Raw genomic sequence first — 23529 nt, 5'->3', positions numbered from 1 at the left:
CCGCTAGGGCTGGCATTTTGACTGCGGGATGTACACAATGAGACAGAAGAGCTATGCGACAGCTTCTGTTTCAATGACAGGCACGATGACACTGGCATGATTGCCTTTTGGCCCCTGGTGGACATCAAACTGGACAGACTGTCCGGCTTTTAGCGTTCTGTAACCATCCATCTGAATGGTGGAGTAATGGGCGAAAATATCTTCGCCGCCGCCTTCGGGGCAAATGAAACCAAACCCTTTGGCGTTGTTGAACCACTTAACAGTACCCGTTTCCATACTTCGACATCCTTCGTAAATCTTATATAAGTAAGATGGAATGAACCGGTGGCGGAGTGGGGGCTGTTCAAAACCTCGCCAACTCTCGAGACTACAATTTAGAGAAATCAGGCGGGGCGTCAAGCGCCATGCAGACGGAATAGGGTAAAAATGCATCAAAATTTGAAGCAGTTAACGCTATTGTCGGTTATGTGACAGATGTCGCGGATGGCACTAATAGATGATAGTTATCTAATACTTGAGGTAGATTGATTGTGCGCATAGGCTGCTTGTCAGCGGCAAGATTTTCTGCCGGAAACCGTAACTGAAGATGACGACTGACAATGGGTAAGACGAACGACTGGCTGGATTTCGATCTGCTGGCGGAAGACAAATTGCGCGACGCGCTAAAACCGCCATCTATGTATAAAGTGATATTAGTCAATGATGATTACACTCCGATGGAGTTTGTTATTGACGTGTTACAAAAATTCTTTTCTTATGATGTAGAACGTGCAACGCAACTGATGCTTGCAGTTCACTATCAAGGCAAAGCTATCTGCGGTGTGTTCACTGCCGAAGTGGCTGAAACCAAAGTAGCGATGGTGAACAAATATGCGAGGGAGAACGAGCATCCGTTGCTGTGTACGCTGGAAAAAGCCTGAATGCAGGCATAAACATTGGGGGAGGTGCCTATGCTCAATCAAGAACTGGAACTCAGTTTAAACATGGCTTTCGCCAGAGCGCGCGAGCACCGACATGAGTTTATGACCGTCGAGCACTTGTTACTGGCGTTGCTCAGTAACCCATCGGCCCGCGAAGCGCTGGAAGCGAGTTCTGTGGATCTGGTGGCGCTCCGTCAGGAACTCGAAGCCTTCATTGAACAGACCACACCTGTATTGCCTGCCAGTGAGGAAGAACGCGACACGCAGCCAACGTTGAGTTTTCAGCGTGTACTGCAACGCGCGGTCTTTCATGTTCAGTCCTCCGGGCGCAATGAAGTTACCGGCGCAAATGTGCTGGTCGCTATCTTCAGCGAGCAGGAATCTCAGGCGGCTTATCTGCTGCGTAAGCATGAAGTGAGCCGCCTTGATGTGGTGAATTTTATTTCTCATGGCACGCGCAAAGACGAACCCAGTCAGTCTTCTGACTCTGGGAATCAGCCAAATAACGAAGAGCAAGCTGGCGGGGAGGACCGTATGGAAAACTTCACGACTAACCTTAACCAGCTTGCCCGAGTGGGCGGAATTGATCCGCTCATTGGCCGGGACAAAGAGCTGGAGCGCGCCATTCAGGTACTGTGCCGTCGCAGAAAAAACAACCCGCTGCTGGTGGGAGAGTCTGGTGTCGGTAAAACCGCCATTGCTGAAGGGCTCGCCTGGCGTATCGTCCAGGGTGATGTGCCTGAAATCATGGCTGATTGCACCCTTTACTCCCTGGATATCGGCTCGCTGTTGGCTGGCACCAAATATCGCGGTGATTTTGAGAAACGCTTTAAGGCGCTGCTGAAACAGCTGGAACAGGATACTAACAGCATTCTGTTTATCGATGAGATCCACACCATTATCGGTGCGGGTGCGGCATCGGGCGGCCAGGTGGATGCGGCTAACCTGATCAAGCCGCTGCTCTCCAGCGGTAAGATCCGTGTGATAGGGTCTACAACCTATCAGGAATTCAGCAATATCTTTGAAAAAGATCGTGCGTTAGCGCGCCGTTTCCAGAAAATCGATGTCACTGAGCCATCGGTAGAAGAGACCGTGCAGATAATCAACGGTCTGAAGCCGAAATACGAAGCGCACCATGACGTCCGCTATACCGCCAAAGCGGTGCGTGCAGCGGTCGAACTGGCGGTGAAATACATTAACGATCGTCATCTGCCGGATAAAGCGATTGACGTGATCGATGAGGCGGGCGCGCGTGCGCGTCTGATGCCGGTCAGCAAGCGCAAGAAAACCGTCAACGTGGCGGATATCGAGTCCGTTGTGGCCCGCATTGCGCGGATCCCGGAGAAGAGCGTTTCACAGAGCGATCGCGACACGCTGAAAAACCTGGGCAACCGTCTGAAAATGCTGGTATTCGGACAGGATAAAGCCATTGAGGCGCTGACTGAAGCGATCAAAATGAGCCGTGCCGGTCTGGGACACGAGCATAAACCGGTCGGTTCGTTCCTCTTTGCCGGACCAACTGGCGTCGGTAAGACCGAAGTCACGGTGCAGTTGTCCAAAGCACTCGGTATTGAACTGCTGCGTTTTGATATGTCCGAATATATGGAACGCCACACCGTCAGCCGCCTGATTGGTGCGCCTCCGGGGTATGTCGGTTTCGACCAGGGCGGTTTGCTGACCGATGCTGTTATTAAGCATCCGCATGCGGTGCTGCTGCTGGATGAAATCGAAAAAGCGCACCCGGATGTCTTTAACCTGCTGCTGCAAGTGATGGATAACGGCACGCTGACCGACAATAACGGGCGTAAAGCGGATTTCCGCAACGTGGTGCTGGTCATGACCACCAACGCCGGTGTACGTGAAACTGAGCGTAAATCGATTGGGTTGATTCATCAGGACAACAGTACTGATGCAATGGGCGAAATCAAAAAAGTGTTTACGCCGGAATTCCGTAACCGTCTCGACAACATTATCTGGTTCGATCATCTCTCTACCGAGGTGATTCATCAGGTTGTTGATAAGTTTATCGTCGAGCTTCAGGTTCAGCTGGATCAGAAAGGTGTCTCTCTGGAAGTGAGTCAGGAAGCACGTGACTGGCTGGCAGAGAAAGGCTATGACCGCGCAATGGGCGCACGTCCAATGACGCGTGTGGTCCAGGATAACCTGAAAAAACCATTGGCTAACGAACTGCTGTTCGGTTCGCTGGTGGATGGTGGCCAGGTGACCGTTGCGCTGGATAAAGAGAAAAATGAGCTGACCTATGGTTTCCAGAGTGAACAAAAGCACAAGCCAGAAGCTGCACATTAATCTTTAATCACCTAATCAGCCGGGCGTAATGCCCGGTTTTTTTTCGCCTGATAATCGTGATTTGAATTGGGATATTCAGGGAGTTTAAACGGCAGACAAAAAATAAGCCTGCGTAAGGGAGATTACGCAGGCTAAGGAGGTGGTTCCTGGTACAGCTAGCATTTATGGGTTATGTTTTTCAGCGGAGGGGATAATACCCTTAATGAACGAAACGGTATGTGATCGATTTCTAAGAATCTTCCGAACGCTGAAAAATAACCGTAATTAACTACTTAGTATGCGGGTTGCGCGTGGACTCACCGGTAAAATTACGCATCAACAATGCATAATTCAGATCGATATCCTCTGGTACTGGCATCCACACGGTGTAACCGTCGCCCGGCGCAACCGGCATGGCTTCACCTTTCGCGTTTTCCATCTGTTCGAGGGTAAAGTTAATGTTGCCCTGTGGGGTCATCAGCTCCAGGCTGTCGCCGACGGTGAATTTGTTTTTCACCAGTACGGCGGCCAGTTCACCTTTACGTTCGCCGGTGAATTCGCCGACAAACTGCTGACGCTCGGAAACAGAGAAGCCGTATTCGTAGTTCTGATAGTCGTCATGGGTATGGCGGCGCAGGAACCCTTCGGTGTAACCACGATGCGCCAGGCCTTCCAGCGTTTCCAGCAGTTGCGGGTCGAACGGTTTACCGGCTGCGGCATCATCAATGGCTTTACGATAGACCTGCGCGGTACGTGCACAGTAATAGTATGACTTGGTGCGGCCTTCGATCTTCAGGGAATGCACGCCCATCTGCGTCAGGCGTTCAACGTGGGCAATGGCACGCAAATCCTTTGAGTTCATGATGTAAGTGCCATGTTCGTCTTCGAACGCGGTCATATACTCACCCGGACGCTGGGCTTCTTCAATCATAAAGACTTTGTCTGTCGGTGCGCCAATACCCAGCGTAGGCTCAACGTTTTGTACCGGAATAGGCTCGTACTTATGCACGATATTGCCCACCACGTCTTCTTTGCCTTCCTGCACGTTGTATTCCCAGCGGCAGGCATTGGTGCAGGTACCCTGGTTAGGGTCACGTTTGTTGATATAGCCAGAAAGCAGGCAACGGCCGGAGTAGGCCATACACAGCGCGCCGTGAACGAAGATCTCAAGCTCCATATCCGGCACCTGGGTGCGGATCTCTTCGATTTCTTCCAGCGACAGCTCGCGGGAGAGGATCACGCGGGTCAGTCCCATCTGCTTCCAGAATTTCACCGTCGCCCAGTTTACGGCGTTAGCCTGTACTGAAAGATGAATGTCCATGTCAGGGAAGTTTTCGCGCACCAGCATAATCAGACCAGGGTCTGACATGATCAGTGCATCCGGCCCCATTTCCACCACCGGTTTCAGATCACGAATGAAGGTCTTCAGCTTGGCATTGTGTGGGGCAATGTTAACCACCACATAGAATTTTTTACCCAGTTCATGGGCTTCATTAATGCCGAGCTGCAGGTTTTCGTGGTTGAATTCGTTGTTGCGTACGCGCAGTGAGTAACGCGGTTGGCCCGCATACACAGCGTCAGCGCCATAGGCGAAAGCGTAACGCATGTTTTTCAGCGTTCCCGCCGGGGAAAGGAGTTCCGGTTTAAACATAATTTTCTCGTTCTGATGACAGGTCAGACTCGCCTCACTCAATGAGGCGGTTAGGGGAGTGCCCCCATATTAAGGGCGGGCATTGTAGCGCTGCGAGGAAGTCAGGTAAAGAAAAACGCCGGGCGACAGCGTTGCGTTACCCGGCTGAGCAAATAATTATCAGGTCTTATCTTTTATCGTCTGACTGACACCATTGGTCTTAACTGAAGCAATACCGGTCTCGCGTGACTGTTCATTCGCATACAGTTGACTGCTACCAATAATCTGGTGGTTTGCAGCTTTCAGGTTGAAATGTAATTTGCCATTAGACGCTGTTTTTTTCTCATAACGCTCATCCAGAGGGCTGTTAGCCTGGACAGATGCGATCCCTTTTTCTGCAGCGCCTTTTGTAGTGTAAAGCTCACTGGTAAGGATTACTTCCCCGTTCCCAGCTTTAAGAACAAAGCGGTACTGATCATCGCTACTCTTACTTAATTCAAACCAACCAGCCATATGAACTCCTTGATTAAAAGTTTTATATCAAACAGTTATTGACGACAGTATTGTCAGAAAGAGTATGAGCGATATTTGGAGAGTTGCTAGTTACCAGGGCTCACGGAGCAGCGGAGCCCTGAAGTGCAGGAGAGTTTAAGCAATTCGGCAGGCGTCGGCTTCCCAGCGATACCCCACGCCATAGACCGCGCGGATAAACGACTGCTCGGCATCCAGCGACTCCAGCTTACGTCGCAGGTTCTTAATGTGGCTGTCGATGGTGCGGTCTGTAACGACGCGATAATCGTCATAGAGATGGTTAAGCAATTGTTCTCGGGAGAATACTTTTCCCGGCTCATGTGACAACGTTTTAAGTAAGCGGAATTCGGCGGGCGTTAAATCGAGCATCTTCCCACGCCAGGAGGCCTGAAAACGGCCTTCATCGACGATAAGCGGGCTGTCTGCATCCATTTGTTGCAGTTCGCGTTGCGGTTTGCAACGACGCAGGATCGTTTTTACGCGCGCGACTACTTCGCGCGGGCTGTAGGGTTTACAAATATAATCATCTGCACCGATCTCCAGCCCCAGTAGGCGATCAATCTCTTCAATTTTAGCGGTTACCATCATGATGGGGACTTCAGAGAAGCGGCGGATTTCCCGACACAGGGTCAGACCATCGGTACCGGGCAGCATCAGATCCAACAAGATCAGATCGGGCGGTGTTTGGCGCACGTAAGGCAGAACCAGGTCGCCGTGGCTGATGAGCGTAGGTGCATAGCTCGCTGCCCGCAGGTAGTCGATCAGCAGTTGCCCCAGCTTAGGCTCATCTTCCACGATCAGAATACGCGGTGTGTTTTCATCAATGGGTAACTCAGTCATACATCTCTCTGTAAATCGCGTTCCAGCGGTAACTCTACTGTAATGCTAACCCCACCAAAAGGCGAATGGGCGGCACGAATCAGACCATTATGCGCTTGTACGATATTGACGCAAATCGCCAGCCCCAACCCGGAACCTCCACTGGCGCGGTTGCGCGAGCCTTCGGTGCGATAAAATCGTTCAAACAGCTTCTGTAACTGCTCGTCACTTACGCCGGGAGCGGAATCAGCGAAGGTTAATAACACCATGCGTTCGCGTTGTTCGGCGCTGATATGCAACCCGCCACCGCTATCGGTGTAGCGCAGACTGTTTTCCAGCAGGTTGTTGAACAGCTGCATCAGACGATCCCTGTCACCAAATACCGTCATGCTGTCGGGGAGCGAAAGCTGTATGGTCAATCCACGGCTGGCGAAGCGTTCACGAAATGCGCCGCTTGCCACTTCCAATAGGGGGATGAGGTCCAGCGATGTTTTCTGGTAGGCCAGCGCGCCTTCATCTGACATGGAGAGCTGATGAAGGTCGTCAACCAGTTTGGTGAGCGTACCGACTTCAGCCTGCAACGAGGCAACGGAGTCAGGGGTAAACTGGCGGACACCATCCTGAATGGCCTCCAGCTCACCGCGCAACACCGCCAACGGCGTACGCAGTTCGTGAGAAATATCGGCCATAAAGTCACGACGCATCTGCTGGTTTTTTTCCAGTGTACTGGCGAGCTGGTTGAAGTCCTGCGCCAGCTTGCCCAGCTCATCCGTACTGGTTGGCGTAACGCGAGTGGTGAAATCGCCCGCCGCCAGTTTGTGCGTGCCTTCCACCAACCGCTTAACCGGGGCCAGCAGGCTGCGCGCCAGCGTAAACGTCGCCAGCGCGGCCAGGATCGTGGAGAGCGCAACGATAAGCCAGCTGGATCGTCGTTGCTGCATGTCGAAATTGATATCCGTATTCCGCGTTAAGCGTTCCACAGGAGAGGCAATCACGGCGCCCACTTCGCTACCGTTAACGCGTATGGGATGGCGCATGCCGTCGCGAGGAACTGGGCCGCGCGGGCCGACAAGCACACGGGCGTTTTGGTCGACAACCCAAAACTGTGTACGCCAGCCGTGCGGCGGCATGCCTGGACCCGGTTTATCATCGTCGTTGTCGTGTTCAAAAGAGCGCAGGATCTGGAAAACAAAACGATCGTTATTGCGTAAGAATCGCCAGTTGCCGTGCTGCTCGTACTGCTCGCTTAATGCGTCGCTGAGCATTTGCAGCCGCTGCTCGTTGCCGTGCTTGATATAGTCAATAAAACCACGTTCGAAGCTAATGCGTACGGCCCAGTGCATGCTGATCAGCAACACAATGCAGGTGGCGAAAATCGCCAGAAACAGTTTGCCGGTGATACCGGGCCGCCAGAACTTCATCAGGTGCTCCTTTTGCGCCGTGAAATCACCGCGTTGGTTTGCGTGTCGTTCGGCACGCGGGCAAAAATAATGGCGGGCAGCGCAATAATGAAGGCGATGCACAGCCAGGTATACATAAAGACGGTATGCGTACTTCCGCTGTCGATGGCGATATGCTGTTGGCCGAACATGCCCAGCAGCAGGCCAGCGATGGTCACACCAATACTCATCGATAGCTGCATGATCATCGACAGCAGGCTGTTACCGCTGCTGGCCAGATCGTCAGGCAGATCTTTTAACGTAAGCGTGTTCATGGATGAAAAACGCGTTGAGTTGACCATTCCCTGTAAAAACAGCACGAAGGGCAGGGCGTAATACCAGCCCAGCAGTGCCGTGGTCATTAGCAACAGACTGACCAGCGACAGGCCAAGCGTAGTGGTAATCAGCACACGACGGTAACCAAAGCGGTTAACGACCTGCACCACAATGCGCTTCATGCCCATACTGCCCAGCACCATCGGGATCATCATCAGCCCGGCATGAAAAGGTGAAAAACCGAGGCCAATCTGTAAAAACACCGGTGTCATAAACGGCAACATGCCGCTGCCGATGCGTCCGGCAAAACTGCCGAACAGACCTAGCGAGAAGGTTGGTGTGCGAAACAGATTCAGGCTGAATAGCGCACGCGGATTACGATGGGCGTGTTTCAGATACAGCGCAATAGCCAACACCCCGCAGATAACCAGCGCCGCCAGCGTGATACTGGAGAGGCCGGTTCCTTTGCTGCCATCGAGCGCTAGCGTCAGTACCGCCATGCCGACCGCCAGCATCGCGAACCCTGAGAGGTCGAAACGTCGGGTTTGCATGGTGTAGTTGGGCATCAGCATTAACGTCGCTATTGCGCCGACAATGCCTACCGGAATGTTAATCAAAAATATCCAGTGCCAGGAGGCGTATTCAACCAGAATTCCGCCTAACGCCGGGCCCAGCAGCGGGCCGATTTGACCGGGTAAAGTGACAAACGTCATCGCCGCCATATATTGCTCACGCGGGACGATTTTCATCACCGTTAGCCTGCCGACCGGCACCATCATCGCGCCGCCAACGCCTTGTAAGACGCGCGCCATCACCAGCTCGTTGAGTGTGCTGGACCCGGCACAAAACAGCGAGCCAAGCGTAAACAGGATGATGGCGGTGAAGAAGATATTACGCACGCCAACTTTGTCCGCCAGCCATCCGCTGGCGGGCAGCATCACGGCAACAGTTAAAACATATGACACAATGACCATATGCATGTGTAACGGGCTTTCCCCGAGGCTTGCCGCCATCGAGGGCAGCGCGGTGTTAACGATGGTGGTATCCAGCGACTGCATAAAAAAGCCAAATGCCACAATCCAAAGTTGCCAGCGGGTGCTGTCGGGAAGTTCTGTCATAACTCTGCTACCGGTTTGCTGTTTTTACGCGAAAAACGCAGACGCAGACGGTCGAAAAAGAGATAGACCACGGGCGTGGTGTACAGCGTCAGGAGCTGGCTCACGACCAGCCCACCGACAATGGTTATCCCCAAAGGCTGACGCAGTTCAGAGCCATCTCCTGCGGATAACACCAACGGCAACGCGCCAAACAACGCCGCCAGCGTGGTCATCATTATTGGGCGAAAGCGCAACAGGCAGGCCTGGAAAATAGCTTCTTCCGGCTGTAGTTTGCCGTTTCTCTGCGCTTCCAGCGCAAAATCGACCATCATGATGGCGTTTTTCTTCACAATGCCAATTAATAGCATGATCCCTATCAGGGCGATTAGGCTGAATGGGGCATTGAACAGCTCCAGCGCCAGCAACGCCCCGACGCCAGCCGAAGGTAGCGTGGAGAGAATGGTCAGCGGATGGACATAGCTTTCATACAGCATACCCAGCACGATATAGACCGTGGCGATGGCGGCGATAATCAGGATCACCTGCGAATTCATGGTGTCCTGAAATACCTGCGCGGTACCGGCAAAGCTACCGCGAACCGTGGAAGGGACGCCGAGCTGGGTCATGGTTCTGTTGATGGCCTCTGTCGCTTCTGACAGTGAAGAACCTGTCGGCAGGTTAAACGACACGGTTGAGGCGGCAGACAAGCCCTGATGGTTCACAGACAGTGGCGCATTCGCCGGCTGCCATTTAGCAAAGAACGATAACGGGATCGCTTTACCGTCATTGTTGATGACGAACATTTTGTCCAGTGCGCTGATGTCCTGGGTGTAACGTCGATCGACCTCCATCACCACTTTGTACTGGTTCATCGGCTGATAGATGGTAGAGATCTGTCGTTGTCCAAAAGCATTATTCAACAGGCTGTTGGCGGCTGCCACGTCGATCCCCAGACGAGACATGGTGTCGCGATCGTAAATCAGATTCATCTCCGCGCCATTGTCCTGCTGATCGGAGTTGACGTCTGCCAGTTGGGGCAGGGCGGCAAGCGCCTTACGGATCTTCGGTTCCCACTCACGCAGCGCCGCGAGATCGTCGGACAGCAATGTGTATTGATAGCTGGCGTTGGCCTGGCGTCCACCAACGCGAATATCTTGCACCGCCATTAAAAACAGATTCGCACCTGGCTCTTTTGAAAGCGCGACGCGCAGGCGGTCGATCACCTGCTGAGCCGTTTCACGGCGTTCATCACGTGGCTTGAGGGTAATAAACATCATCCCGCTGTTGACCCGCGAACCACCGGTAAAACCGGTGACGTTATTCACCGCCGGGTCGTCGCGGATGATCTTCATAAAGTCCTGCAGTTTGCCGCGCATGGCCTGAAATGAGATGCTCTGGTCGGCCTGGATCCCACCCATCAATACACCCGTATCCTGCTCCGGGAAGAAGGTTTTGGGGATGGAAATATAAAGCCAGATATTCAGCGCGATGGTGCCAAGTAACACCACGCCTACCAGCCGCGTATGGCGCAGCACCCATTTAAGCGAGGTGCCGTAACTCTGTTGCAGCGCCACTAGCACACGACCAAAACCCCGCTTGCGAGACTGTTCGCGCGGGGTGCTGGATTTGAGCATCCAGCCGCACATCATTGGCGTTAATGTCAGCGACACCAGCAGTGAGATACCGATAGCAACCGACAGCGTGACGGCAAATTCGCGTAGCAAGCGTCCAGGCAATCCGCCCATTAACAGCAGTGGCAGGAACACCGCCACCAGCGACAGGCTCATGGAGAGCACGGTGAATCCCACTTCGCGCGTACCCTGTAACGCTGCCTGGAGCGGCTTCATTCCTGCTTCCAGGTGGCGGGCAATATTTTCCAGCACCACGATGGCGTCATCGACGACAAATCCCGTGGCAATGGTTAACGCCATCAACGACAGGTTGTTCAGGCTGAATCCGCACAGATACATGGCGGCAAAGGTACCGATCAGCGAGACCGGAACAGCTACCGCGGGTATCAGCGTCGCACGCCCGGAGCGCAGGAAAATAAAGACCACCAAGATAACCAGCGCCACGGAGATAATCAGCGTCTGTTCGACTTCTTCCAGCGAGGCGCGAATAGTCGGCGAGCGGTCCTGGGCGATTTGCAGATCGATAGCAGCCGGGACCAGCGTTTGTAGCTCCGGCAATTTGGCGCGAATGCTGTCTACCGTCTGAATGATATTGGCTTCCGGTAGCTTGCGGATCATCAGCAGAATGGCCGGTTTGGCATTGGTCATCCCCGCGTTGCGTACGTCCTGCACCGAGTCGGTCACAGACGCAACGTCGCCCAGTCGTACCGCCGCGCCGTTATTGTAGTGGATGATAATCGGCTGGTATTCGGCGGCGGTTTTCAGCTCATCGTTGGTTTGGACCTGCCAGCGGTGAGTATCATTCTCGATAGCACCCTGCGGCTTACGCACGTTGGCGTTGTCAATTGCGCTACGCACGTCATCCAGCGACACGCCCTGGTTAAACAGCGCTTGCGGATTAAGCCCTACACGCACGGCAGGCAGAGAGCTGCCTCCAACGTCCACGTCGCCCACGCCGTCGATTTGCGCGATGGTTTGCGCCAGTTGGGTTGATGCGAAATCGTAAAGTTCGCCCTGCGAGTACGTGTCCGACGTTAGCGTCAGGATCATGATTGGCGCATCGGAAGGGTTGGCTTTGCGATACGTTGGTCGGCTCGGCATCCCGCTGGGTAGCAGACTTTGCGCGGCGTTAATTGCGGCCTGAACGTCCCGCGCCGCGCCATTGATGTCACGGTCGAATTTGAATTCGAGAATAATACGCGTACTTCCAAGTGAACTGCTTGATGTCATTTCGTTCACGCCCGCGATGCGCCCCAGCGAGCGCTCCAGCGGAGTTGCGACCGAGGACGCCATCGTTTCGGGTGAGGCACCCGGTAACGATGCGCTGACCATGATCACCGGAAAATCCACCTGCGGTAGCGGAGCGACCGGCAGCAGACGAAATCCGAGTATGCCGCACAGGGTGATGGCTACCGAAATGAGAATGGTCGCCACCGGACGATGAATGAAAAGCGCGAAAAATTTCATTTACGCTTCCTCTTCCTGACGCGGGAAGCGGCTTTTCACGTACAACGAGAGACGGTCAAACAGCAGATAAATCACCGGAGTGGTAAACAGGGTTAATACCTGACTCACCAGCAGCCCACCGACCATGCCAATACCTAATGGACGACGTAACTCTGCGCCCACGCCGGTACTCAACATCAGCGGCAACGCGCCGAGCAGTGCCGCCAGTGTAGTCATCAGGATCGGGCGAAAACGCAGCAGACAAGCCTGGAAAATGGCATCGCGTGGTGACATTCCCTGTTCGCGCTCCGCGGCAAGGGCAAAGTCGATCATCATGATGGCGTTTTTCTTGACGATACCGATGAGCAAAATAATGCCGATAATCGCGATGACGTCCAGTTCGCTCCCGGCAATCATTAACGCCAGAAGCGCCCCGACGCCCGCCGTCGGCAGCGTGGAGAGAATAGTAATTGGGTGAATAAAGCTCTCATACAGCACGCCCAGTACGATATACATTGCGACAACCGCAGCCACAATCAACCAGATGGTATTTCCCAGCGCAGCCTGGAAGGCGAGCGTGCTGCCCTGGAACTGGGTGGTAATATTTGCGGGCAGGTTAAGCGTTTTTTCGGTATCCAGAATGGCCTGTACCGCATCACCCAGCGACCACTCGTCTGGCACGTTGAATGAGATGGTGGTGACCGGGAACTGATCGAGGTGGTTAATCGACAGCGGGGCAAAACGCTGTTCAACACTGGCGATCGCGCTGAGCGGTACCATGCCGCCGTCGCTACTGGTCAGACGAATTGTATCCAGTGCCGCAAGCCCTGGCGTATTGTTGGTGTCATGTTCTAACACCACGCGATACTGATTGGCCTGGGTGTAGATGGTTGAAATCAGTCGCTGGCCGAAGGCGTTGTACAGGGCGTTGTCGACATCTGACATGCTGATGCCCAAACGGCTGGCGCTGTCGTGATTGACGTTCACATACGCTACCAGCCCTTTGTCCTGCCAGTCGCTACTGACATCGGACAGTTGCGGTAGCTGATTTAGTTTTGCTATCAGCTGTGGAACCCAGGTGCTGAGGGCATCAAGGGATGTCGCTTGCAGCGTGAACTGATATTGCGTCCGGCTGACCTGAGTATCAATCGTCAGATCCTGAGTGGGCTGAAGATAAAGGTCAACGCCGGGAACTCTGTCAACCGCATCCTGTAGGCGGGCAATCACTTTCTGCACCCGATCGTCGCGTTCATCCAGAGGCTTAAGGTTGATTTGTAAGCGCGCGCTGTTCAATGCCGTATTAGTGCCGTCCACACCGACAAAAGCGGTCAGGCTTTCTACCGCCGGATCTTTCAGAATGACATCTGAAACCTGACGCTGGCGCTGGGCCATGCTGGCAAATGAGCTGGACTGCGGTGCCTGCAGCGTGCCCTGGATAATGCCGTTATCCTGGATCGGAAAGAAGCCTTTGGGGATAAAGACCCATAGCATAACGCTCAGCGCCAGCGTGCCGAGCGCAACGCTCAGCGTGAGCCACGGATGGTTGAGCACTTTCGCCAGCCAGTGGCCGTACCCGGCAATAACGCGATCAAACATGCGCTCTGAGGCACGGGAGAAGCGGTTTTGCTTACGCAATGAGGCCTGATTCAGCATACGCGCGCACATCATCGGCGTAAGAGTGAGCGAGACAACGGCGGAAATCAGAATCGCCACGGCCAGCGTCACAGCGAACTCCCGGAATAATCGACCTACGATATCACCCATAAATAGCAGTGGGATCAGTACGGCGATCAGTGAAAATGTCAGAGAGATGATGGTAAAACCAATCTCGCCCGCGCCCTTCAGGGCAGCAGTCAGCGGTTTTTCGCCTTTTTCGATATAGCGTGAAATATTCTCGATAACCACGATAGCGTCATCCACCACAAAACCTGTCGCAATGGTTAGCGCCATGAGGGTCAGGTTGTTGATGGAGAAATCAAGAAATACCATCACCGCGAAGGTGCCGATTAACGATAACGGTACGGCGACCGCAGGAATAATGGTTGCCGGAATATTGCGTAAAAACAGGTAGATAATCATGACTACCAGCGCAATCGCCAGCATCAATTCAAATTGGGTATCCGCTACGGACGCACGAATATTGGTTGTACGATCGGAAAGTACGTTGACCTTAACCGATTTGGGCAGGCTCTCGGTGAGCTGCGGCAGCATCTGGCGGATACTGTCTGCCGTGGAGATGATGTTTGCGCCAGGCTGACGCTGAACATTCATCACTATAGCTTGTTGCTTATTGGCCCATGCGCCCAGCCAGCTGTTTTCGGCACCTTGCTCAACGGTGGCAACATCGCCCAGACGAACCGGTGCCCCGCTTTTATAGGCAACAATGAGCTGACGATATTCATCCGCGGACTGCATCTGGTCGTTGGCTGAAAGGGTAACGGCACGCGTTGGACCATCAAGACTCCCTTTTGCCGAATTGACGTTGGCACCGGTAATGGCCGTACGGATGGTTTCGCTGGTCAGACCGAGTGCGGCAATAGCCTGAGCGTTAAGCTTCACGCGGACCGCCGGACGTTGCCCACCAGAAAGTGTTACCAGACCCACGCCGGAGACCTGAGAGATTTTCTGCGCGACGCGGGTTTCGACCATATCTTCCACCTGCGTCATCGGCATGGCGCTGGATGTGACCGCCAGCGTCATGATCGGTGGATCTGCCGGGTTTACCTTGCTGTAGACCGGAGGGTAAGGGAGATCGCTGGGTAATAAATTGGTGGCGGCGTTAATCGCGGCCTGAACTTCCTGCTCGGCAACATCCAACGGGAGCGTCAGTTGAAACTGTAACGTAACGACCGATGCGCCACCGGAGCTTTGTGATGACATCTGTTTTAAGCCAGAGATCTGTCCAAACTGACGTTCAAGCGGTGCGGTGACCGCCGAGGTCATGACATCCGGGCTGGCGCCAGGGTAGAGCGTAACGACCTGAATCGTGGGGTAATCCACTTCAGGTAAGGCGGCGATTGGTAGGAAGCGATAACCGATAATTCCGGCAAGCAAAATCGCGACCATCAGCAGCGTGGTGGCGACGGGGCGCAGAATAAACAGGCGCGATGGTCCGCCTGTGTTGTCCGGAGGTAACACCTGCATCAGGAGTTAGCTCCTTTTTTGCCGTATCCGCGTGGTGCTGTTTTCTCGTCGGAAACAGAGGCGTCGTGCGCCTCAACGACTTCGACTTTTGCGCCTTCCGTCAGACGGTCAATCCCGTCGGTCACGACCCGATCGCCCGCAGAAAGCCCGGCGGCAATCACCACTTTTTGGCTATCCTGAATACCCGGTTTAACCAGGTGTTTGCTCACTTTATTGTCGCTATTCAGTACCCAGACAAAGTGGCCTTCGTTACCCATTTGCAGGGCGGCTGTTGGGATCACAACGGCATTTTGTTGTGTGTCGACCAGCATGCGGGCGTTAACGAACTGGTTAGGGAATAAAGCATCATCCTGATTGTTAAAACGAGCCTTAACTTTGATTGTTCCGGTGGTGGCATCAATCTGATTGTCGAGACTGAGCAGGACGCCTTCGCTGAGCTTTTGCGAATTGGTTCGGTCCCAGGCTTCGACCTTCAGCTGGCTCCCCGATTTTTGTGCCTGCAACACGGTAGCAATGTCGTTTTCAGGCAACGTAAATATCAGGTCGATGGGATGCGTTTGCGTAATGACGACGATTCCGGTGGTATCGCCGCTGGAAATTTGGTTACCGACATCGACCTGCTTCAGGCCGACACGACCATCGACAGGCGCGGTTATCCGGCTCCAGTCGAGCTGCAACTGAGCGCTGGCGACACTGGCTTCATCCGCTTTTATTGTGCCTAACGTCTCGTTGACCAGCGCCTGCTGGGCATCCAGCTCCTGGCGGGAGACCAGATTGGTTTTAACCAACTGTTGATAGCGAGCAAGATCGCGACGGGCATTCGCCAGCGTGGCTTTATCTTTTGCCAGTTGTCCCTGCGCCTGAGCCAGAGCAACTTTGAACTGGCTGGGATCTATCTCTGCCAGCAGGTCGCCGGCTTTAACCTGTTGTCCTTCCTCAAAGTGTAAGGCGATGAGTTGACCATCCACCCGACTACGCACCGTGGCGGTATTTGCGGCAGTAACGGTCCCCAGCCCTGTCAGATAGCGTGGCACGGCTTCCTCGGTGGCGGTGGCAGCCTGCACGGGAGCCAACGGTCCGGAGCGCATTCCACGCCGTCCTGACCCCGCCGTGTGCTGCGCGGGTTTGGTCGCGCCCGGTGCGGTTCCCTGGGATGCGCTGCGGCTTTGCCAGAACCAGATGGCGGCGACGGCGGCCACGACGATCACGATTGCTATCACCCAGCGGGATTTATTACTGCCTTTCATTGTTATGAGTTTCTCATCCTGAAACGATTCGCGGAATGATACTAGTTTAGCCAGTGAACAAGGGAGAAAAATGGAGGAATTATGAAACACTGTCGGGATTCGTCTGAATGCTGACGCGGCTTTGCGAGGCGTTACGCAACAACCGGTGGTGAAGATAGCGAATACGCAATTGTGCGATAGAGTGCTGACAAGGCAAAAAGGAGGGAAGCCAGAGATTTCAGCAGGACGCTGGAACGGGAAAGCCCCTCCCGAGGAAGGGGCCAAAATAAGGAAAGGGTTATGATGAAGCAGGTCATCATACTGGTGATACTCTTAGTCATTAGCTTCGCGGCTTACTAAGACACCAGGGGGAGGGGAAACCCTCCCTAACCCTCACTCCTGAAAATAAGCCACAGCAAGGATGATGTCAATACGCACACTTTTCAGCGTGCGAGCGGCTTAGCGGAAAACAACGTCAGCCCAGCGGGCCAGTCCGGCGGTGACAGAACCGAAGTCATCGCCACCCGCGATAGGGATCCCGGGAAGCTGCTGGGCGAGGGCTTTTTTAATCAGCGGCGAACGCGCGCTGCCGCCGGTCAGATAAATCACGTCCGGTTTTTCCTGTGCGTTGTCCAGCGCCAGCTGGACCTGCTCAAGAATACGCGCCAGGGGCTGATTGAGCGCAGCTTCCAGTCCGTGTTGATTGATATCGGTTGCCAGCGTGTCGCTGATAAACGGTATCGCCGCCGTTACAATGGTCTGGTCGGAAAGTGCGATTTTGCTCTCTTCTGCACTGCGCACCAGGCGATAGCTCAGACGCTCGCGCCAGACTTTAAGCAGCAGAGCGACTTTATCGGCTTCTCTCGCGTCGCGGACAAGATCGTTGAGCAGTCGACCGTTGGCGCTGCTATAGAAATCACTTTGCGCGGGAACGTCGTTGATTGCGACCGCGTTCCACCACGGGAGAATCGGTAAGGCGATACCTTTTTCTGTCTCACCGCCCATACCCAGCAGTGGCATCAGGTGTTTAAACGCCAGCGCGATATCCAGATCGTTCCCGCCTACGCGGCAGCCACTGTGTCCCAGCAGGCTGTTTTCGCGATCGGCACGCTGATGCCATTGCGGCCCCATCAGCAGCAGTGAACAGTCGGTCGTACCCCCGCCGATATCCACCACCAACACGCGTTTTTCTTCCTGCAGCGTTGCTTCGTAATCCAGTCCCGCCGCTACCGGCTCGTACTGGAAGACGACATCCTGAAAACCGGCGCGTTTGGCCGCACGTTCAAGAATACCCTGCGCCTGGGTGTTGGCGTCATCGCCACCTAATCCCTGGAAGTTGATGGGCCGACCAATCACGGCCTGAGTGATAGCTTCCGGCAGCTGGCTTTGCGCCTGGTTGCGAATGTGCAGCATCATTGCACAGACCAGATCTTCAAACAGCGCAACCTGCTGCGGCTTCAGACCGCTGGCGCCCAAAAATGATTTTGGTGATTTAACGAAGTACACCTCTTCCGGGTCTTCAATATACTGACCCAGCGATGCCAGACCGAACTGTACGCTGTTGGCGTTAACGTCGATGTCTTCTTCGCGGTTGTAGCGCATAGCACGGCGAAGCAGCGCCTGCGTTTCATCGTCCGTAGTTGGGATGTCGTGATGGCGATACAGCCACTCGCTAACCGCTTCGCGCGTTGGTGCGCACAGCATTGAGGGTAGCAGCGTGCTGTTATTTTCCATTTTGAGCAGGTGGGGCTGCCCATCACGCATAACGGCCACTGAACAGTTTGCCGTACCGTAGTCAAAACCAATAAACACCGTAAAAATCCCCATGCCAGTGAAGAAGGGGCGTGACTTTAACGAATAGTTGACGCCCCGACAACTGGAATATGAAAGCAAGGCGTACTGATTGAATACCGTTTATGCTGTAGGTTTGCGTAAAAAGGAAAACTGAATGTTCACGCTGAGCTGGCAACCACCTTATGACTGGCCCTGGATGCTGGGATTTCTTGCCGCCCGTGCGGTTGAAGGTGTCGAAACCGTAGAGGAACTGAGCTATGTCAGAAGCCTGTGCGTAGGGGGGCATCGTGGTCTGGTGCGCGTTGTCCCGGATCTGCACGCCAACGTGCTACACGTGACGTTGAGCACAGGGTTACAGCCGGTCGCCTCCGAGTGTCTGGCAAAAATAACGCGCTTGTTCGATCTTGGCTGTTGCCCGCAGCAAATTATCGCCGCGCTGGGCAGCCTCGGTGCAGCGCGTCCGGGACTGCGTTTGCCGGGCAGTGTCGATGCTTTTGAACAAGGAGTACGAGCGATTTTAGGGCAGTTAGTCAGCGTGGCTATGGCGGCGAAACTGACGGCGAAAGTGGCGCATGCTTACGGGGAAGCGCTGGAGGATGCGCCCGAGTATGTGTGTTTTCCTACGCCGGAAGCGCTTGCCAATGCCGATCCGCTGCACCTGAAAGCGTTAGGAATGCCGCTCAAACGCGCCGAAGCGTTGATTCACCTGGCTCATGCAACCCTTGAAGGAACGCTCGCGACAACAGCCCCTGCCGATATCGAACAAGGCGTTAAGCAGCTACAAACGTTTCCCGGGATAGGGCGCTGGACCGCCAACTATTTCGCGCTACGTGGTTGGCAGGCGAAAGATGTTTTTCTGCCGGATGACTATCTGATTAAGCAGCGTTTTCCCGGCATGACACCGGCCCAGATCCGACGGTATGCAGAGCGCTGGAAACCCTGGCGCTCCTATGCGCTGTTACATATTTGGTATACGGATGGCTGGCAACCGTCAGTTGATGGCGAAATTACTGGTATTCAGTAGCAGATCCAGCGGTTGGGCATCGGCAATAATATCGCCATAAATCATATCAACACCGATGCCAGAAAGCGTATCCATGATGAGTGGCAACTGCACCGGACCGGCGATAGTTTTTATGTCCAGGCGCTGGGCATGACCCTGGATAATGGACACCCACATTTCGTCGATCAGGTTGCCGGGAGCGCTGGCACTTAGCTCGCTGTCGAGCAACAGGTAATCGACAATGCGATATTTCAGGTTGTCAAAGAGCTCTAAATCGCGACCAACCTGACTTAATACAATTCGACAACCGTACTGACGCAGTCGATGCAGGGCGGATATAGCCTGCGTTGGGTTGGTTTTGAAGACGCTTGCCGGAACGGTCAGATGCAGCAATCGCGGCGGTAGTGGACTGCGTTGCAAGTGCTCCAGCAGCTCATCGATAAGTTCTGTGTTGAGCAGGCCGACGGCGGAAAGGGGCAGGGCAATACTGAGGCCCTTACTGGCTACTGCTTGGGCAGAGTTCTGGAAGAACTCGCTAAATACCCGACGGTCAAGCGCCTTGCTTAACGCGGGATCGACCAGCCCGGCGCGGAAGGCTTGCTCCTCAATGACTTCACCCTCAGCGGTGCCTAAGCGAAGCGAAATAATCCAGAAGCTAAACGTCTCCGGTATACGCGGGGAAGCCACACCTCTGGCGATCATCAGCATTGGGTTGTGCATAATGGTGTGTCTTTGTTCATCCAATGTCAGTTGACTACGCGCGGCATGGGCCTGGCTTTGCTGAGGTTCATAGACACAGACTCGCCCACGGCCGCTGTTTTTCGCCGCGTAGCAGGCGATATCGGCCTGAGACATCACATCGGTCGCGACGTGGTTTTTCTCATCAATGAGCGTAATCCCTGCGCTGGCGCCAATACGGTGTAAGCGGCCTTCCCACATGAAGTGGTAATCATTAATGGCGCTGATGACGCGACCTGAGATAAAGCGGGCGCTTTCGATATTACAATCCGGTAGCAACAGACCAAACTCGTCGCCGCCCAGGCGTGCCAGCATATCGCTGGATCGCAACATGCTGAGCATAAGCGCTGAGAGTTCACGCAGCAGGGCATCTCCAGCGGCATGACCCGCGCTGTCGTTCACCGCTTTAAAACGATCCAGGTCGATAAAAACCAGCACATGACGCTGGTGCGTGTCGTGTACCGAATGCAGCAATTGTTTTAGATGGTTTTCGAAGCTGACCCGGTTTGCCAACTGGGTCAGGTCATCATGCGAGGCGCTGTAGCTAAGCTGGCGGAGCATCTTCCGCGACTCGGTAACGTCCTGAATAACCAACACCGAGCCAATGCTGCCACCATCAAGGGTGCTGAGGGGCGTGATGCTGTACTGAATGTCATAACTGTTGCCGTTACGACAATGCAGGACCACTTCCTGTTCGATTGCCGTACGCGACATGTCAGCACTGTAGATATTTTCCATCAGCGGACCGTTCTCGCCAAAAGTAATATGTAGTACCGTCAATAGCGGAATGCCGATGGCACTGTCCTGCTGCCAGCCGCTCATTTTCTCAGCAACCGGATTCATAAAGGTCACGTTCATATCGACATCAATACAAATCACCGCTTCGCCGATTGAATCCAGCGTAATGTGAAGGCGCTCTTTTTCCTGATACAGCGCTTCGTTAAGCTGCTTGACTTCGGTCATATCCATATTGATACCAAGTAAGCGTTCAACTTCACCGTCTTTATTCAGTACCCGGTTGGCCAACGAGCGGATATGGCGTATGCCATCTTTTACCGCGATACGAAACTCAAGCTTAAACGGAGCCCGTGCGGCCAGTGAATCACGAATTACATTTTCGGCGTACTCACGATCTTCGGGTACCACGCACTCATACCAGACTTGCCAACTGGGCTTGATATGCGCAGGAACTTCGTAGAGATCGAACATCCGTTTATCCCAGCTGATCACGTCAGGCTGGAGTTCCCATTCCCAGATCCCAATCCCCCCGGCTTCATTGGCGAGGGTAATGCGCTCCATCAACCGTTTGTTAATCCACTCGGTATGCTTCAGGTCGTTAATGTCCTCAACCTGCGCGATAAAATAGAGAGGGGTATTGTCGCTATGACGCACCAACGAAACGGCCAGCAACGCCCAGACGACGTCGCCCGAACGGGTGTAATAGCGTTTTTCCATGGAATAGCTATTAATCTCTCCGCGTGCCAGCATGTTCAGCTGTTCAATGTCGTTATTCAAATCTTCCGGCCAGGTTAATTGCTGGAAGGTCAGTGAACGTAACTCCTCCTGGCTATAGCCCAGAAACTGACACAAGGCTTTATTGGCCTGTAACCATTGCCCCTCGGTACCGACTAACGCCATGCCAATCGCGGAATATTCCATGGCGTTGCGAAAGCGTGACTCGCTTTCTGAAATGTGCTTGCGTTCGGCTCGAAACGCGTACATCACCATGGTCATCATATTAGCTGGCAACAGGATCATCAAAAACGGCAACCAGGGGATGTCCGTCATCATGTTCGGTTTCGGGGTGTAAAGCAGCGAAGGGTCGGCAGCCAGCATCAGCGAAACCATCATCACGGTGCTGAGGAATATTAAAAACGCCTCCATACGCGGCAGACGGACAGCGCTCCACATCAGCAGGACAATAACGCAGGTAAATGGCCATGGAATGTACATCATGGACAGCCAACTGAGCGTTAAGGTCACCAGCAGGGTAATCAGGGTCTCAAGCAATAATCGCGGGTCGCGATGGCGCAACAGGTAATGTGGTTTAAACAGTAAACCTAACGGCACCAACGCCAGTGCGCCAATGGATTCTGACAGTACCCAAATGAGAAAGGTATTTAACGACGTGTCCTTCGGCAGCAACAACCACATCAAAATGCCGCCCAACAGTGGCGGAACAACCGCGCTACCAAATGCCAGGCGCGCCCAGTCATTCAAATTTTGTAAGGGATTGTACCAGGGCAGCAGTTTACGCAATAACATTGCGCCAACAACAGCCTCAATAATGTTAATGACCGTATAGGAGAAATTAAGCGACTGTCCGGGGAAAAAAAGTAAAGAGGCGCCGATGCTACCGAATGAGCAAGCCAGCGCGATCCCTGGCCACATCTTTCCCGCGTGACGGTAAAAAGCCACCATCATGATAGAGGTTGGAAACCACAGAGGGGCAAGCTGTGCGCCGTAACGTGATAGTTCCAGCGAAAACAACGTAAAGATGAAAGCCACCAGACCTAAACTGGCCAGGCGCAGTAGAGGATGGGGTAAGGTAACTAAAACATGTTGGGATTGTTTACTCATTACCACTCTACCCAAATAGCCGTTGTCGCCCAGCAGAGATGCCGGACGCATCACATTTAATCTGGGATTATGCTAGTACAAACAATTTACAATTTATACGCCAGCTGCTCATAAATTAACACTCCCAAGCTATTAATTCCTAAGGCAGGTGAATAAATATAGCGGCTGTTCTAAATCTGACCATTTTAATTTGCGACAGGGACAGCATTGGTGCAGCCTGGGGTGGCATCGCGCCGCTGAAATCCCTATAATTGCCGCGTTTGGCGTTTCGGCGCCGCCCTTCCTTACATCCAGGTTAATCAGGTCGCTAAATTTATGACTGATCAGTCCCATCAGTGCGTCATTATCGGCATTGCCGGCGCATCGGCTTCCGGCAAGAGCCTTATTGCCAGTACTCTTTATCGCGAATTGCGTGAACAAGTCGGTGACGAACATATTGGCGTTATTCCCGAAGACAGCTATTACAAAGATCAAAGCCATCTGTCGATGGAAGAACGTGTAAAAACCAACTACGACCATCCGAACGCGATGGACCACAGCCTGCTGTTTCAACATCTGCAAACGTTGAAACGCGGCTCTGCCATTGAGCTGCCGGTTTATAGCTATGTTGAGCACACGCGTACGCAAGACACTATTCATATCGAACCGAAGAAAGTCATTATCCTGGAAGGCATTTTGCTGCTGACGGATGCGCGTTTGCGCGATGAGATGAACTTTTCTATTTTTGTTGATACGCCGCTGGATATTTGTCTGATGCGCCGTATTAAGCGCGATGTGAATGAACGTGGTCGTTCAATGGATTCGGTGATGGCGCAATACCAGAAAACCGTCCGTCCAATGTTCCTGCAATTTATTGAGCCTTCAAAGCAATACGCCGACATCATTGTGCCGCGCGGGGGTAAAAACCGCATCGCCATCGATATTCTGAAGGCTAAAATCAGTCAGTTCTTTGAATAAGTTCAGCGAATT

The 23529-nt window shown here is 53.6% G+C and carries 16 protein-coding genes; 5 read left to right on the top strand and 11 right to left on the bottom strand.

The window, feature by feature from the left end; translation table 11 throughout:
• Positions 1–51 precede the first annotated feature (51 nt).
• Positions 52–276, bottom strand: coding sequence for a cold shock-like protein CspD (gene cspD, locus OGX97_RS20880; protein WP_003834283.1), 225 nt, complete (start codon positions 274–276; stop codon positions 52–54).
• A 323-nt stretch (positions 277–599) separates the two neighbouring features.
• Here cspD and clpS point away from each other — a divergent pair, with 323 nt between their 5' ends.
• The gene (gene clpS / locus OGX97_RS20875) at positions 600–920 is read left to right on the top strand and encodes an ATP-dependent Clp protease adapter ClpS (RefSeq protein WP_003036810.1); all 321 of its coding nucleotides are present in this window, start codon (positions 600–602) and stop codon (positions 918–920) included.
• A 30-nt stretch (positions 921–950) separates the two neighbouring features.
• A complete protein-coding gene (gene clpA, locus OGX97_RS20870; protein WP_279850755.1) occupies positions 951–3227 on the top strand; it encodes an ATP-dependent Clp protease ATP-binding subunit ClpA in 2277 nt (758 codons plus the stop codon).
• A gap of 268 nt (positions 3228–3495) precedes the next feature.
• Here clpA and trhP read toward each other — a convergent pair whose 3' ends face one another.
• The 8 genes from trhP to OGX97_RS20830 form a co-directional block, all read right to left on the bottom strand.
• Positions 3496–4857 carry a prephenate-dependent tRNA uridine(34) hydroxylase TrhP gene (trhP, locus tag OGX97_RS20865; RefSeq protein WP_032943948.1) on the bottom strand — a complete coding sequence of 454 codons (1362 nt, stop codon included), beginning with the start codon at positions 4855–4857 and terminating at the stop codon, positions 3496–3498.
• A 159-nt stretch (positions 4858–5016) separates the two neighbouring features.
• Positions 5017–5349: a YegP family protein gene (locus OGX97_RS20860; RefSeq protein ID WP_071444781.1), complete on the bottom strand. Its 333-nt coding sequence runs from the start codon at positions 5347–5349 to the stop codon at positions 5017–5019.
• 135 nt (positions 5350–5484) lie between these two features.
• Complete coding sequence (gene baeR, locus OGX97_RS20855; protein WP_019077149.1) at positions 5485–6207, bottom strand: two-component system response regulator BaeR; 723 nt, start codon at positions 6205–6207, stop codon at positions 5485–5487.
• Positions 6204–7607, bottom strand: a complete 1404-nt coding sequence (baeS, locus tag OGX97_RS20850; protein WP_003834277.1) for a two-component system sensor histidine kinase BaeS — start codon at positions 7605–7607, stop codon at positions 6204–6206. Before baeS ends, baeR begins: the two co-directional genes overlap by 4 nt.
• A complete protein-coding gene (locus tag OGX97_RS20845; protein ID WP_003834276.1) occupies positions 7607–9019 on the bottom strand; it encodes an MFS transporter in 1413 nt (470 codons plus the stop codon). The genes baeS and OGX97_RS20845 overlap by 1 nt, the downstream gene beginning before the upstream one ends.
• The gene (gene mdtC / locus OGX97_RS20840) at positions 9016–12096 is read right to left on the bottom strand and encodes a multidrug efflux RND transporter permease subunit MdtC (protein WP_235127185.1); all 3081 of its coding nucleotides are present in this window, start codon (positions 12094–12096) and stop codon (positions 9016–9018) included. Before mdtC ends, OGX97_RS20845 begins: the two co-directional genes overlap by 4 nt.
• A complete protein-coding gene (locus tag OGX97_RS20835; RefSeq protein ID WP_286592722.1) occupies positions 12097–15219 on the bottom strand; it encodes an MdtB/MuxB family multidrug efflux RND transporter permease subunit in 3123 nt (1040 codons plus the stop codon).
• Positions 15219–16466, bottom strand: coding sequence for an MdtA/MuxA family multidrug efflux RND transporter periplasmic adaptor subunit (locus OGX97_RS20830; RefSeq protein WP_020996658.1), 1248 nt, complete (start codon positions 16464–16466; stop codon positions 15219–15221). Before OGX97_RS20830 ends, OGX97_RS20835 begins: the two co-directional genes overlap by 1 nt.
• Positions 16467–16745: 279 nt before the next feature.
• Here OGX97_RS20830 and OGX97_RS20825 point away from each other — a divergent pair, with 279 nt between their 5' ends.
• Entirely contained in the window at positions 16746–16805 is a 60-nt protein-coding gene (locus tag OGX97_RS20825; protein WP_100280300.1) for a type I toxin-antitoxin system Ibs family toxin, read from the top strand.
• 99 nt (positions 16806–16904) lie between these two features.
• On the opposite strand, the gene yegD is transcribed toward OGX97_RS20825, so the two are convergent.
• Positions 16905–18257: a molecular chaperone gene (gene yegD / locus OGX97_RS20820; RefSeq protein ID WP_032943940.1), complete on the bottom strand. Its 1353-nt coding sequence runs from the start codon at positions 18255–18257 to the stop codon at positions 16905–16907.
• A 136-nt stretch (positions 18258–18393) separates the two neighbouring features.
• Between yegD and alkA the strand changes: the two genes are divergently transcribed.
• A complete protein-coding gene (gene alkA / locus OGX97_RS20815) occupies positions 18394–19263 on the top strand; it encodes a DNA-3-methyladenine glycosylase 2 (protein ID WP_235127189.1) in 870 nt (289 codons plus the stop codon).
• On the opposite strand, the gene OGX97_RS20810 is transcribed toward alkA, so the two are convergent.
• Entirely contained in the window at positions 19231–22560 is a 3330-nt protein-coding gene (locus OGX97_RS20810; protein ID WP_048236395.1) for a diguanylate cyclase, read from the bottom strand. The two genes, alkA and OGX97_RS20810, sit on opposite strands and share 33 nt — an antisense overlap.
• 315 nt (positions 22561–22875) lie before the next feature.
• On the opposite strand from OGX97_RS20810, the gene udk reads away from it, so the two are divergent.
• Entirely contained in the window at positions 22876–23517 is a 642-nt protein-coding gene (udk, locus tag OGX97_RS20805; RefSeq protein ID WP_003036776.1) for a uridine kinase, read from the top strand.
• Positions 23518–23529 lie beyond the last annotated feature (12 nt).

Origin of the sequence: Citrobacter sp. Cpo061 (assembly GCF_030332845.1) — a bacterium.
In the GTDB taxonomy this organism is placed as follows: domain Bacteria; phylum Pseudomonadota; class Gammaproteobacteria; order Enterobacterales; family Enterobacteriaceae; genus Citrobacter; species Citrobacter portucalensis.
Note: the sequence above shows the minus strand (reverse complement) of the source record. Positions and strands in the feature narration are given on the sequence as shown.

What these genes read in the sequence shown, in the direction of transcription:
- cspD (WP_003834283.1), bottom strand. Translation starts at nt 276, where the DNA reads ATGGAAACGGGTACTGTTAAGTGGTTCAACAACGCCAAAGGGTTTGGT.
- clpS (WP_003036810.1), top strand. Translation starts at nt 600, where the DNA reads ATGGGTAAGACGAACGACTGGCTGGATTTCGATCTGCTGGCGGAAGAC.
- clpA (WP_279850755.1), top strand. Translation starts at nt 951, where the DNA reads ATGCTCAATCAAGAACTGGAACTCAGTTTAAACATGGCTTTCGCCAGA.
- trhP (WP_032943948.1), bottom strand. Translation starts at nt 4,857, where the DNA reads ATGTTTAAACCGGAACTCCTTTCCCCGGCGGGAACGCTGAAAAACATG.
- OGX97_RS20860 (WP_071444781.1), bottom strand. Translation starts at nt 5,349, where the DNA reads ATGGCTGGTTGGTTTGAATTAAGTAAGAGTAGCGATGATCAGTACCGC.
- baeR (WP_019077149.1), bottom strand. Translation starts at nt 6,207, where the DNA reads ATGACTGAGTTACCCATTGATGAAAACACACCGCGTATTCTGATCGTG.
- baeS (WP_003834277.1), bottom strand. Translation starts at nt 7,607, where the DNA reads ATGAAGTTCTGGCGGCCCGGTATCACCGGCAAACTGTTTCTGGCGATT.
- OGX97_RS20845 (WP_003834276.1), bottom strand. Translation starts at nt 9,019, where the DNA reads ATGACAGAACTTCCCGACAGCACCCGCTGGCAACTTTGGATTGTGGCA.
- mdtC (WP_235127185.1), bottom strand. Translation starts at nt 12,096, where the DNA reads ATGAAATTTTTCGCGCTTTTCATTCATCGTCCGGTGGCGACCATTCTC.
- OGX97_RS20835 (WP_286592722.1), bottom strand. Translation starts at nt 15,219, where the DNA reads ATGCAGGTGTTACCTCCGGACAACACAGGCGGACCATCGCGCCTGTTT.
- OGX97_RS20830 (WP_020996658.1), bottom strand. Translation starts at nt 16,466, where the DNA reads ATGAAAGGCAGTAATAAATCCCGCTGGGTGATAGCAATCGTGATCGTC.
- alkA (WP_235127189.1), top strand. Translation starts at nt 18,394, where the DNA reads ATGTTCACGCTGAGCTGGCAACCACCTTATGACTGGCCCTGGATGCTG.
- OGX97_RS20810 (WP_048236395.1), bottom strand. Translation starts at nt 22,560, where the DNA reads ATGAGTAAACAATCCCAACATGTTTTAGTTACCTTACCCCATCCTCTA.
- udk (WP_003036776.1), top strand. Translation starts at nt 22,876, where the DNA reads ATGACTGATCAGTCCCATCAGTGCGTCATTATCGGCATTGCCGGCGCA.